Below are 13,131 nucleotides of genomic sequence, written 5' to 3'. Positions count from 1 at the left end.
TAAGGTTATAATTTTAACTAAAAGGTTCCTAAAATTAATTAGGAACTTTTATTCTACTGTTGACCTTAATAATATTATGTTATATAATTAAATAGAACTAATGTTCGATATACGGAAAGGATGTGAACCCTTAAGGGAAAATATATGGATATGGAAAAATTGAAGGCAATTGAAAGTGCCATGGGACAGATAGAGAAGCAATTTGGTAAAGGTTCTATAATGAAACTTGGAGAACACAGCATATTAAACTTAGATGCGGTTTCTACAGGGTGTTTGGATTTAGACATTGCTCTAGGTATCGGAGGAGTTCCCAAAGGAAGAATAATTGAAATATTTGGACCTGAATCTTCAGGTAAAACAACAGTAGCTCTTCATATAGTTGCTGAAGCTCAGAAAAGTGGTGGTGCTGCAGCTTTTATAGATGCCGAGCATGCTTTAGATCCTACTTATGCTAAGGCTTTAGGTGTTGATATAGATAATTTAGTTGTATCACAGCCTGACACTGGAGAGCAGGCGTTAGAAATAGCAGAAGCTTTAGTAAGGTCGAATGCTGTAGATGTTATAGTAGTTGACTCCGTAGCAGCTTTGGTACCAAGAGCAGAAATTGAAGGCGAAATGGGAGACTCACACGTTGGGCTTCAAGCAAGACTAATGTCACAAGCTTTAAGAAAACTAGCAGGATCCATTAATAAGTCAAAATGCGTTACTATATTTATAAACCAGTTAAGAGAAAAAGTTGGCGTTATGTTTGGAAGCCCTGAAACAACGCCAGGCGGTAGAGCTCTTAAATTCTACTCATCTGTAAGACTAGACGTAAGAAAAATTGATTCAATTAAGCAGGGTGATGAAGTTGTTGGTAACAGAACAAGAGTAAAGGTAATTAAGAACAAGGTCGCTCCACCATTTAGACAAGCGGAATTTGATATTATGTATGGTGAAGGTATATCAAGACAAGGAAATGTACTTGATGTAGGGGTAAGAGAAGAAATAGTTCAAAAGAGTGGTGCTTGGTTCTCATACAATGATACTAGACTTGGACAGGGAAGAGAAAATTCAAAGCAGTTCTTAAAAGAAAACACCGATGTATTGCTTGAGATAGAAAATAAGATTAGAGGGAAATATGAACTTCCATTAGCTCAAGTTGCTGTTACAGAAGCAAGTGGGCAAGGTAAAAATAACAACGAAAAATAAAAGCAAGTATACTTGCTTTTATTTTTATATATTCATAAAACAATACCAGTTTAATCAACTTGACATAGATTTAAAACTAATATAAAATAGAATACAAATACTGGTTTAGCAAATTCAAACTTATGCCAATTAATTGAATATAGCACCTCGTCTAAGCTTTAATATCATAACAAATAATATATGAAGAAAGCAAAGGAGGTGTTGAGATTGATTAATATCCAATTATTATTATCAATCCTTGGCATTATAAGCGCTATTGCGATAATTTCTATTGCAATAGTTTATGTAAGAAAGAATATATCTCATGCAAAGATTACACAAGCAGAGGAAGAAGCAAAAAGAGTAGTTGAGGAATCAGCTAAGAAGGCGGAGTCACTGAAAAAAGAAGCAGTTTTAGAAGCTAAAGAAGAGGTACACAAGCTTAGAACTGATTTTGAAAAGGAATCTAGGGATAGAAGAAATGAAATCCAGAGGCTTGAAAGAAGGATTCTTCAGCGTGAAGAATTGCTGGATAAAAAAGGTGATGCGCTCGAAAAAAGAGATGAAAACTTAAATAAGAAGTACCAAGAGGTACAGGCTTTAGAAGCAGAAATCCAAGATCTTTATACAAAGCAAAGAGAAGAATTAGAAAGATTATCTGGATTAACAACTGAAGAAGCAAAGCAATTGCTTTTAGATGAAGTAAGAAAAGAAGTAAAACATGACGCTGCAATGCTAGTTAAAGAGATAGAGACTAAAGCTAAAGAGGAAGCAGATAAGAGAGCAAGAGAAGTAATTACTTGCGCAATTCAAAGATGTGCTGCTGATCACGTTGCAGAAACAACAGTTCATGTTGTAGCACTTCCAAATGATGAAATGAAAGGTAGAATTATAGGTAGAGAGGGAAGAAACATAAGGACTCTTGAAACTTTAACTGGTATCGATTTAATTATAGATGATACTCCAGAAGCAGTAATTTTATCTGGATTTGATCCAATAAGGAGAGAAGTTGCTAGAATAGCTTTAGAAAAGCTTATAGTAGATGGCAGAATTCATCCGGCTAGGATTGAAGAAATGGTTGAAAAAGCAAAGAAAGAAGTCGAAAATCATATCAAAGAAGAAGGCGAGCAGGCAACTTTTGAAACAGGCATACATGGTCTTCATTCTGAGCTTATAAGACTTCTTGGAAGATTAAAGTATAGAACAAGTTATGGTCAAAATGTACTAAAACATTCTATAGAAGTAGCATATTTAGCTGGACTAATGGCTGCTGAATTAGGTTTAGACGTTAACTTAGCTAAGAGAGCAGGACTTCTCCATGATATAGGAAAAGCTGTAGATCATGAAGTTGAGGGACCACATGCTTTAATTGGAGCTGAAATTGCAAAGAAATATCATGAATCAGCATTAGTTGTCAATGCTATTGGAGCACATCATGGCGATGTGGAATTCCAATCACTTGAAGCAGTACTAGTTCAGGCTGCAGATGCTATATCAGCTGCTAGACCTGGTGCTAGAAGAGAAACCTTAGAAGCCTACATTAAGAGATTAGAGAAGCTGGAAGAAATAGCAAATCTTTATGAAGGTGTAGAAAAATCTTTTGCTATCCAAGCAGGAAGAGAAATCAGAATAATGGTTAAACCTGACGAAGTTGATGATGCTGCATCCGCTGAACTCGCAAGAAACATAGTTAAGAAAATTGAAAGCGAATTAGAGTATCCAGGACAGATAAAAGTCAATGTAATCAGAGAAACTCGTTCAATTGAATACGCAAAATAGGAAATGCTGCTGCTGGCGAATAGTCAGCAGCTTTTTATATATTATGGTTTTTATAGAAGTAAAATAAAAGCAAAGCAATAAATCCCATAATAGATAATAAAATTGTTTACATTAGGAATACTAAATGATATATTAATATTAAAGTGAAGGCAAACTTTCATTTTTTGAAAAATAGGTGTTTATCATGCAGTTTACGGATTTACATATTCATTCACGATATTCCGATGGAATGTTGTGGCCAGAACAGATCATTAAAATAGCTATGAAAAAAGGCTTAAAATACTTATCTATAACCGACCATGATACTGTAAACTCTCAATTTTCAATTGATGAGTTATCAAGCAGGTATAAAATTAATATAGTACCGGGTCTGGAACTTAGTACAGAATATAAAGATAGGGAGATTCACATACTTGCTTATTTTATTGATGTAGAAGATACTAAGTTGCAGGTAATGCTTGAGAAAACTAGAGAAAGTAGAATAAATCGAGCTAAGGAAATCATACATAAGCTAAATTCTATAGGTATAGATATTTCATATGCAGAGATTCTTCAAGAAGGAGTATCCATAGGTAGACCGCATATTGCAAAAATCTTAGTAAGTAAAGGCTATGCTAATACGACAAAAGAGGCTTTTCATCAATATTTAATGAAAGATAAGCCGGCTTATGTAGACAGATTTAAAGTGAACTACAAGGACGCTCTAAAACTAATAAGCGATTGTAAAGGTATATCTGTACTTGCTCATCCAGGAGAGATATATAAAGGAATTCAAATAGAAGAGCTTTTAAGAGAATTTAGGGTATATGGCTTAAAAGGAATAGAGGTTTTTCATCCTTCTCATACACAAAAGCAAACCAATGATTACTATAACCTGGCCAAAAAGTACTCCTTACATATAACAGGTGGTAGTGACTGCCATGGAGCGTTTGCAGATGCTGAAGCCATGATTGGCACATATGGTATAGATGAAAGACTTACTAATAAATTTGTAAAATCAAAGATATATTAAGTAATTGGAGGATATAAGAATGATTTTTTCAAGTAAAGCTGAACAAATTTCCCCGTCTATAACGCTGGCAATAGATGCAAAGGCTAAAAAAATGAAAGCTGATGGCTTAGATGTTATAGGTTTTGGTGCTGGAGAGCCTGATTTTAATACACCTGAGAATATTCAAGATGCCGCAATCACAGCAATAAAGAAAGGTTATACTAAATATACTGCAGCATCAGGAATTAAAGAGTTAAAGGATGCTATTGCTGATAAATTTAAGAATGACAATGGCTTAAGCTATGAGCCATCTCAAATAATAATCTCTACTGGCGCAAAGCAGTGCTTGGCTAATGCTTTTCAAGCAATATTAAATCCTGGGGATGAGGTAATCATACCAGTTCCATATTGGGTAAGTTATCCGGAACTTGTAAAGCTAGCTGATGGAGTTCCTGTATTTGTAGATACTACCGAAGAAAACAATTTTAAGTATACAATTGAAGAATTAAATAGGGCAATAACAGATAAGAGCAAGGCTATAATAATAAATAGTCCTAATAATCCTACTGGAACAGTTTATACAAAAGATGAATTAACTCTTATTGCTGAATTTGCTAAGAAAAATGATTTGGTAATTATATCTGATGAAATATATGAAAAACTTATATACGATGGAGAAAGCCACTTTAGCATTGCAAGTTTATCTGAGGACGCATATAATAGAACAATTGTAATAAATGGTATGTCAAAGTCCTACGCTATGACTGGATGGAGAATTGGGTATGCAGCTTGTGGAAATGAAAAACTTGTAAAGCTTATGTCCAACATACAAAGCCATGTTACTTCAAATCCCAATTCAATTGCTCAATATGCATCGGTAGAAGCTCTTAAAGGAAACCAGGATGCCATAGCTAGTATGATAAGTGAGTTTAAGAAAAGAAGAGACTACATGGTGGAAAGAATTTTAAAAATGCAGCATGTGTCATGTCTAAAACCAAACGGAGCTTTTTATGTTATGATTAATATATCAAAGCTTCTTAACAAAGTATATGAAGGTGAGTCTATAAAAACATCCTTAAGATTTTCTGAACTTCTTTTGGATAAGGAAAAAGTAGCAGTTATTCCAGGAAGCGCCTTTGGCGTGGATAACTACATAAGATTATCCTATGCAACCTCAATGAAAAATATAGAAGAAGGATTAAATAGAATTGAAAATTTCCTAAACAGCCTATAATTTATATAATTACTGTTTTGCTGGAGGTATTTATGAGTAAAGAAATTAAACTAAGTCTTCCGATTGATGGAAAAATAATTCCATTAACAGAAGTTAATGATTATTTATTTAATAAGAAGATAATGGGGGAAGGTATTGCAGTAAATCCTGATGGAAACTTCGTATATTCTCCTGTTGACGGTGAAATTAATTTGGTTTATGATGCAAAACATGCTATTGGCATTAAAACAGAAGAGGGCCTGCAAATACTTATTCACGTTGGTATTGATTCCGTTAAGCTTGAAAGCAGAGGCTTTGCAACCTATGTAAAGGTAGGAGACAAAGTATCAAGAGGTGATAAGGTTTTATTCTTTGACAAGGAATTTGTTGAAAAGAAGGCTTCTCCTGTTACTCCAATTGTTATAACTAATCCAGAACTTATAGAATCGCTTGATGTTAACTACAAAGCGTCAAAAGCTGGGGATTTACTCTTGAACATTAAGTTAAAATAATGAATTTTTATTTTAATATTTGTTGTAATAAATGAAAATAATGCTATAATATTAGTGTTAGTTTTATTAAATGTAGAGGTGAGAAATATTGGTAACTAAGGACGTAGTAGTTAAAAATTCAACCGGATTACATGCTAGACCAGCCACTTTACTAGTTAAAAAGGCTTCATCTTTCAAATCAGATGTTAGCATAGAGTTTAATGGAAGAAAGGCTAATGTAAAAAGCCTTATTGGAGTTCTTTCATTAGGTGTTACAAAGAACTCTACAGTAAAGGTTATAGCTTCAGGCGATGACGAAGCTTTAGCTGTTGAAGAAGTAGTTAAGTTAATAGAATCATTGGAAGAATAATAAAAGGCTCATATGAGCCTTTTATTATTTGAATTTTTTGCTTTTGGCTTTGATTAAGAGTGAAAGTACGTCTATTCCAGCGACGCCAACCAATATGTAAAGAATTCTTGTTAAAACCTGAAGACTGCCTCCGAATAAAGCCTGCACTAAATCAAAATTAAAAAGCCCAACTAATCCCCAATTTAAAGCTCCAATAATGACAAGGATAAAAGAAATTTTATCGATTATACTTAACTTATACATGTTTCCTCCTCATATAATTATTATCTTAGTAAATTATATTAATATGAGTAAAGAATAAGAACAAATCAAAAACTTTCGTTGGAAACACGAACGAAAATATGGTGTTAAAATTAAATATATGTGATATAATATGAACTATAACTCTATTTATATTTAAATTATACGGAGGTAGTTGTATGAGAGATAGATATAAATCACCGCTTGATATTAGGTATTCTTCAAAAGAGATGTCGTACTTATTTTCTGATGAAATGAAGTTTAAGACCTGGAGAAGACTTTGGGTAGTGCTAGCTGAATGTGAAAAAGAACTAGGCATAAACATAACTGAAGAACAAATAAATGAGCTTAAAAATAATATGGATAACGTAAATTATGAAGATGCAGAAAGAAGAGAAAAAGAAACCAGACATGATGTCATGAGTCATGTCTATGCCTATGGTCTTCAATGTCCGTCTGCAAAAGGAATTATACACTTAGGTGCCACAAGCTGCTACGTGGGAGATAATACTGATTTGATAGTAATGAAGGAAGGAATGCTTCTAATAAAGCAAAAGTTGATTAAAACTATCGAGGCTCTTTCAAGATTTGCTATGAAATATAAAAGCGTTCCCACTCTTGGATTTACCCATTTTCAGCCAGCACAGCTAACAACAGTTGGAAAAAGGGCAACCTTATGGATTCAAGACCTTTTAATTGATTTCGAAAATTTAAATTTTGTAATTGAAAATATGATGTTTAGAGGTGTTAAAGGTACAACTGGAACTCAAGCAAGCTTTATGGAATTGTTTGACGGAAATGAGGAGCTAGTCAAGATGCTTGATAAGATGGTTACAGAAAAGATGGGATTTAAAACCGCTTTTCCAGTTACAGGTCAAACATATCCTCGAAAGATTGATTCTATTGTACTTAATGCCCTATCTCAAATTGCGCAAAGTGCATACAAATTTAGCAATGATATAAGATTACTTCAAAGCATGAAGGAAATAGAAGAGCCCTTTGAAAAGAATCAAATAGGATCTTCAGCCATGGCCTACAAAAGAAATCCTATGAGAACAGAAAGAATGGGAGCACTTTGCAGATATATAATTGTCGATTCCTTGAATCCTGCAATAACGGCATCTACACAATGGTTTGAACGAACCCTTGATGATTCCGCAAATAAGAGAATAGCAGTGCCAGAAGCTTTTCTTGCTCTCGATGGGGTACTGAATTTATATATAAATGTAGCTAGCAATTTAGTGGTTTACGAGAAGGTAATACAGGCACATATACAAAATGAACTACCTTTTATGGCTACAGAAAATATTCTAATGGAAGCAGTAAAAAAAGGCTGCGACAGACAGGAATTGCATGAAAGAATTAGAATACATTCAATGGAAGCTGCAAAAAGAGTTAAAGAATTAGGTATGGAAAATGATCTAATAGATAGAATTTCAAAGGATTTAGCTTTTAATATGACTAAGGATGAAATATTAGCTTCTGTAAGTGCTGAGAAATTTATAGGAAGGGCTCCTGGTCAAGTTGAAGAGTTTATCAATGAAAATATAAATCCTATTCTTGAGCAGAATAAGGAGATTAAATCTATTGTTACAGAAATTCAAATATAAACCTTAGTTATGTTTAATATTATCTTTGAACTATGAAAAGATAATGTGGGGCTGTAATATGAAGGTCACTATTGATAGATTTGAAGGAAAATACGTAGTTTGTGAAAAAGAAGATAACACAATGGTGAATATTGAGAAATCTCAAATCCCTGCTGATGCAAAAGAAGGGGATGTACTAAGTATTGAGGATAATTCTATAACTATAGATATTTACGAAACTAAAAAGAAAAGAAAACTAATAGAAGAGCTTACTAAAGACATTTGGTCATAGTTGAGCAAAACAGCAGTCTTTTGCAGCATATAATTAAGCACCTATTGATAAAAGTATTTATCAATAGGTGCTTAATTATATAAGTCATTTGATGAATATATATAAAAAGAAGTTTATCATATTGATAAACTTCCTTTTGGATAATTGGGATTTGGGGTTTTAAATAGGGAGATTAAGTAATAGGGGAATATTACTTAAAATATTGTATGTATTAATTATAATAGCGAAATATGTAGAAATTATGAAGAAGGGCTAAAAATAATAAACTTAAAAGCTTTATTAGGATTAGAGTAACGGAGATAAAAGCATAGTTTAGAATAGTAATATTTTCCTTGCTGATTTATATTGGTTTTAACCTATGATTTGCCTCTAAATTCTGCACCGCATTTTTTACAGGAGATAATAATCTTTCCAGTATGTCTCGGTACTCTAAGTTTTTGAGAACAGTTTGGACATTTGAAAATTTTATATTTACTTCTATGTTTAAAAGATTCCCTAAATAAATAAAATTTCTGTATTATACTATTACGGTATTTCTCAAAAGCATATAGTTCCTTATATCGTTTTGGCTTATTTTTTGAAAGAGTTCTCCAAATACCATATACAACAAAAGCATATCCTAAAATGACTGTATATCTTAATGCTGAAAGTATTGCGCCTCCCACAATTAGATATTTTGAAAACCTGTCTACACTGTAAGAATCCTTAAAGTAGTAAGAGAATTTATTAATATAGTTTTTAAGATTCAATTTAGCATTCCTCCAAAGAAAAAATATACTTCAATTATAACTGTTAATTGGTACATAGGTAGTTACTAAGAAGTAAAAGTTTTGTTAACTTTTTATGCACTATATTTTTGTAACTAAGTAAAGCTCACTAGCATATTCTGATATTATAATTAATTATATTTGGAGGAGTACATGATTAACATAACTTTAACACCACTCCATTACATCTATCTCATTTTCATTATAATAATTATTGCTGCAATGGTGAAGAAAAAAGATATATCACTTATATGTATAATAGGTATCTTTGTTCTAGGACTAACGGGGACCCAATCTGTTTATAAGTCTGCCATGGGAGTATTTAATAGCTTTGTTTTTGCTACAAAAGAACTTATGCCTACAATTTTTATTATTTCTATTATTACTGCAATGAGCAATACGCTTATGGCTTCAGGTATTAATGATGAAATAGTATCGCCCTTTAAGGGGATAATAAAGAATTACTGGATAGCTTATTGGGTTATTGGTATAGTAATGATGATTTTATCTTGGTTCTTCTGGCCATCGCCAGCAGTAGCACTTATTGGAGCATTGTTCCTTCCTATAGCTAAGAAAGCTGGACTGCCGGCTATCGGAGTAGCTGTTTCAATGAATTTGTTTGGTCATGGTATAGCTTTATCTAGCGATTATATAATCCAAGCAGCACCAAAGCTTACTGCTGATGCTGCAGGAATTCCTGTAATAGAAGTTATTTCAGCAAGTGTTCCTCTTGTTGTTGTAATGGGGATAGTAACTACAGCAGCAGGTTTCTATTTTTTAAGGAAGGATATAAAATCTGGTATACTTCCAGTTGAATATAAAATAGAGGAGTCAGAAGACAGTCAATCAGGTGAAAAATTAATTTCTTCTAAGAAGTTGAGAAGACTTTTAGCTCTACTTATTCTGTTTCTTTTTGCTTTAGATATAGTTATAATGTTTGTTGCAAAACTTCAAGGAGGAGATGCAACAGCGCTCATTGGTGGAACAGCGGTGTTTATACTTAGCCTTATTTCTGTTATAGCTTACAAAGGAAAATCTCTAGAAAAAATATCTGATAACCTTGTAAAAGGACTTCAATTCGGTTTTAGAATTTTTGGGATTGTAGTGCCTGTAGCTGCTTTCTTCTACCTAGGTGATTCAGCTTTCAATGATATATTTGGGAAAATATTGCCTGAAGCTTCTCATGGAATAGTTAATGATTTAGGTGTAGCACTAGCTAATATAGTTCCATTAAATTCTGTTGTTTCAGCAAGTACGCTAACCGCAGTTGGAGCAATAACAGGTCTTGATGGTTCTGGTTTTTCAGGAATTCCATTAGTAGGATCTATTGCCAATATATTTTCAGCATCTTTAGGTGGAGGAACAGCAACTCTTACTGCCCTAGGGCAAATTGCAGGCATTTGGGTAGGTGGAGGAACAATAATTCCTTGGGCAGTTATACCTGTGGCTGCTATTTGTGGTGTTGATGCATTTGAGTTAGCTAAGAAAAACATTAAACCTGTTATAATAGGATTAGTAGCTACTACCATAGTTGCTATGTTCCTAATTTAAATCATAAGGATATAAAGAGCAAAGTGCGTTCATTTAGTAGCGCGCTTTGTTTATTGTTTAGCATATTAAAGTTAACATTTTATCATTAAAAAGAGTTGATTAAGCGTATAGTGGAATTATATACATGAATTGATTCCGATTACATTGGATAAATAGACAAGCAAAGGAAATAAACTTGATATTTTTATATTTTTTTACCAAAAGTATTGTCAATTTATTAACGATATGGTATTATAAACATGTGATTAAAAATTAAAGTTTTCACAATTGGGTGGAGGGGTAAAAATGAAAAAAACAGTATCATTAGTTTTATCAGCAGTATTAGCAGCATCTTTATTAGCAGGATGTGGACAAAAAACAACACCTGCAAATAACAATAAACCTGGAACTACTGCACCAGCTGCAAGTGCATCAGGAATAGCTAAAGTTGGTCTTGGACACTTAACTTCAATAGCTAGTTCAAAGGATCTTGGAACAGACAAAGACGGAAAGGAAGTACTTCCACTTGGACAAGTTGACACAGTTATAGCAGCTGTTGCATTTGACAAGGATGGGAAGGTACTTAAAGTAACTATAGATAATGCACAAACTAAGGTAGATTTCAATAAGGATCTTACTTTAAAAACAGATACTAAGGTTCCAGGAAAGACTAAAGTAGAACTTAAAGAGAACTATGGTATGATAAAGGCTTCAAAGATTCAAAAAGAATGGTATCAACAAGCTGAAGCTTTAGGAAAATGGATGGAAGGCAAGACTGTTGCAGATATAAAAGCAATGAAGACTGTAAAGAAGGATGATGCTCATCCAGCGGTTCCAGATGTTGCTGAACTTAAGTCTTCAGTTACAGTATCAGTACAAGACTATATAAAGGCAGTTGAAGAAGCATATGCTAACGCTGTAGAAGTTAAGGGTGCTGAGAAGATTGGTTTAGGGCATGGTGTATCTACATCAAGCTCAAAGGCTCTTGGAAAAGACAAGGATGGAAAAGAAGTTCTTCCATTAGCTCAAGTTGATACAGTAATGGCTTTAGGTGCATTTGATAAAGATGGAAAAGTTGTTAAGGTTATAATAGATAATGCTCAGACTAAAGTAGAGTTTGATAATACTGGTAAGGTTAAGTCAAATAAGGCTGATGCACCAAAGACTAAGGTTGAACTTAAAGAAGGCTATGGTATGGTTAAGGCCTCAAAGATAGGTAAAGAATGGTACCAACAAGCTGATGCTTTAGGAAAATGGATGGAAGGCAAGTCGATAGCAGATATAAAGGGAATGAAGACTGTGAAGAAGGATGATGCTCATCCAGCGGTTCCAGATGTTGCTGAACTTAAGTCTTCAGTTACAATATCAGTTCAAGATTATATAGCTGCTGTAGAAGAAGCCTCACAAAACGCTAAATAATATTTATATCATATACTCCTCCATAATTGGAGGAGTTTTATTTTGCGATATTATTGTATTATAAGTGTTGTTTTGTTATTATAAATGAGTGTTGAGATATTGATAATATCAAGTATAAAAAGTAATAAAGCGGAGGATGGCTATGAAAAGAATAACTTCTGCAGTTATAGCAGTAATCATGATAATGCTTGTGTTTACAGGTTGTCAAAAACAGAGCAAGATTCAATATACAAAGTACAGTGATACTTTTTTTGATGCTTTTGATACAGTAACTATGGTTGTTGGATATACAAAAACTGAAGATGAATTTAAAGGTTACTTTGAGAAGATTAAAGAGCGGTTCAATGAGCTTCATAAGTATTATGATATATACAACGACTATGAAGGTATTAATAATATTAAAACTATTAATGATAATGCCGGCATAAAGCCTGTTAAGGTAAATAAGGAAATAATTGATCTTATTCAGTTCGCTATGGACTGGGATAAAAAGACAAATGGTGCTACCAACATAGCTATGGGTTCAGTGCTTAGAATCTGGCATGACTACCGTGAGGAAGGAAAGATTGACCCAGACAATGCAAAACTTCCACCGATGGATGCACTAAAAGAGGCCAATAAGCATACAGATATAGATAAGATTATAGTAGATGTTCAAAACAGCACCGTTTATTTGGAAGACAAAGCTATGAGTTTGGATGTTGGAGCAGTTGCAAAAGGTTATGCTACGGAACTTGTTGCAAAGGAAATTATGAACTCGGGGTTTAAGTCAGGAATCATAAGCGCAGGTGGTAATGTGAGAGTACTTGGCAAGCCTGTTGATGGTGTCCGTGAAAGATGGGGGATAGGAATACAGGATCCAAGAAAATCTGTTCTAGCAGATGACGACAATCTTTTGGATACTATATTCTTAAATGATCAATCAGTAGTCAGCAGCGGAGATTACGAAAGATTTTATACTGTTGGAGGGAAAAACTACCATCATCTTATAGATCCTCAAACTTTAATGCCAGGTGAACATTATAGTGCAGTTACGATAGTGACACCGGACTCAGGTGATGCTGATGCTCTTTCAACAGCAGTATTCCTACTTCCTTATGAGCAAAGCAAAGCCCTAGTAAAAAGTCTTAAAAATGTTGAAGTAATTTGGGTGTTTAAAGATGGCAAAGTAGAAGCAACTGATGGAATGAAAAAAATAATGAAGAGCGAAGGTGCAACAGGCGCCAAGGCTCAGTAAACTAAAAGCCGCTCAAAAGAACGGCTTTTTTAATTTTATTGAA

Annotated in this window: 13 protein-coding genes; 11 read left to right on the top strand and 2 right to left on the bottom strand. The window is 33.6% G+C overall.

Features of this window, described 5'->3' with window-relative positions:
• Positions 1-144: 144 nt before the first annotated feature.
• The 6 genes from recA to NBE98_RS09270 all read left to right on the top strand — a co-directional run bounded on the left by recA (position 145) and on the right by NBE98_RS09270 (position 6,014).
• The gene (gene recA / locus NBE98_RS09295) at positions 145-1,191 is read left to right on the top strand and encodes a recombinase RecA (RefSeq protein ID WP_250814667.1); all 1,047 of its coding nucleotides are present in this window, start codon (positions 145-147) and stop codon (positions 1,189-1,191) included.
• A gap of 243 nt (positions 1,192-1,434) precedes the next feature.
• Complete coding sequence (rny, locus tag NBE98_RS09290) at positions 1,435-2,949, top strand: ribonuclease Y (RefSeq protein WP_432432680.1); 1,515 nt, start codon at positions 1,435-1,437, stop codon at positions 2,947-2,949.
• Between the two features lie 184 nt (positions 2,950-3,133).
• The gene (locus NBE98_RS09285; RefSeq protein ID WP_250814665.1) at positions 3,134-3,961 is read left to right on the top strand and encodes a PHP domain-containing protein; all 828 of its coding nucleotides are present in this window, start codon (positions 3,134-3,136) and stop codon (positions 3,959-3,961) included.
• Between the two features lie 19 nt (positions 3,962-3,980).
• Positions 3,981-5,174, top strand: a complete 1,194-nt coding sequence (locus NBE98_RS09280) for a pyridoxal phosphate-dependent aminotransferase (RefSeq protein ID WP_250814664.1) — start codon at positions 3,981-3,983, stop codon at positions 5,172-5,174.
• Positions 5,175-5,206: 32 nt separating this feature from the next.
• Positions 5,207-5,665, top strand: a complete 459-nt coding sequence (locus NBE98_RS09275) for a PTS sugar transporter subunit IIA (RefSeq protein ID WP_250814663.1) — start codon at positions 5,207-5,209, stop codon at positions 5,663-5,665.
• A gap of 88 nt (positions 5,666-5,753) precedes the next feature.
• Positions 5,754-6,014, top strand: coding sequence for an HPr family phosphocarrier protein (locus NBE98_RS09270; protein WP_250814662.1), 261 nt, complete (start codon positions 5,754-5,756; stop codon positions 6,012-6,014).
• A gap of 24 nt (positions 6,015-6,038) precedes the next feature.
• Here the strand turns inward: NBE98_RS09270 and NBE98_RS09265 are convergent, their stop codons facing one another.
• Entirely contained in the window at positions 6,039-6,257 is a 219-nt protein-coding gene (locus NBE98_RS09265) for a DUF378 domain-containing protein (protein ID WP_250814661.1), read from the bottom strand.
• 176 nt (positions 6,258-6,433) lie between these two features.
• On the opposite strand from NBE98_RS09265, the gene purB reads away from it, so the two are divergent.
• Positions 6,434-7,864, top strand: a complete 1,431-nt coding sequence (gene purB / locus NBE98_RS09260; protein ID WP_250814660.1) for an adenylosuccinate lyase — start codon at positions 6,434-6,436, stop codon at positions 7,862-7,864.
• A gap of 58 nt (positions 7,865-7,922) precedes the next feature.
• Positions 7,923-8,135 (top strand): DUF3006 domain-containing protein, encoded by a 213-nt coding sequence (locus tag NBE98_RS09255; protein WP_250814659.1) that lies wholly within the window; start codon positions 7,923-7,925, stop codon positions 8,133-8,135.
• A 356-nt stretch (positions 8,136-8,491) separates the two neighbouring features.
• Here NBE98_RS09255 and NBE98_RS09250 read toward each other — a convergent pair whose 3' ends face one another.
• Entirely contained in the window at positions 8,492-8,884 is a 393-nt protein-coding gene (locus tag NBE98_RS09250) for a hypothetical protein (protein ID WP_250814658.1), read from the bottom strand.
• A gap of 171 nt (positions 8,885-9,055) precedes the next feature.
• Here NBE98_RS09250 and NBE98_RS09245 point away from each other — a divergent pair, with 171 nt between their 5' ends.
• The 3 genes from NBE98_RS09245 to NBE98_RS09235 all read left to right on the top strand — a co-directional run bounded on the left by NBE98_RS09245 (position 9,056) and on the right by NBE98_RS09235 (position 13,088).
• Positions 9,056-10,453, top strand: coding sequence for a hypothetical protein (locus NBE98_RS09245; RefSeq protein WP_250814657.1), 1,398 nt, complete (start codon positions 9,056-9,058; stop codon positions 10,451-10,453).
• 285 nt (positions 10,454-10,738) lie between these two features.
• Entirely contained in the window at positions 10,739-11,851 is a 1,113-nt protein-coding gene (locus tag NBE98_RS09240) for a hypothetical protein (protein ID WP_250814656.1), read from the top strand.
• Between the two features lie 142 nt (positions 11,852-11,993).
• Positions 11,994-13,088, top strand: coding sequence for an FAD:protein FMN transferase (locus NBE98_RS09235; RefSeq protein ID WP_250814655.1), 1,095 nt, complete (start codon positions 11,994-11,996; stop codon positions 13,086-13,088).
• Positions 13,089-13,131 lie beyond the last annotated feature (43 nt).

The organism is Clostridium swellfunianum (genome assembly GCF_023656515.1).
GTDB lineage: Bacteria > Bacillota > Clostridia > Clostridiales > Clostridiaceae > Clostridium_AT > Clostridium_AT swellfunianum.
Note: the sequence above shows the minus strand (reverse complement) of the source record. Positions and strands in the feature narration are given on the sequence as shown.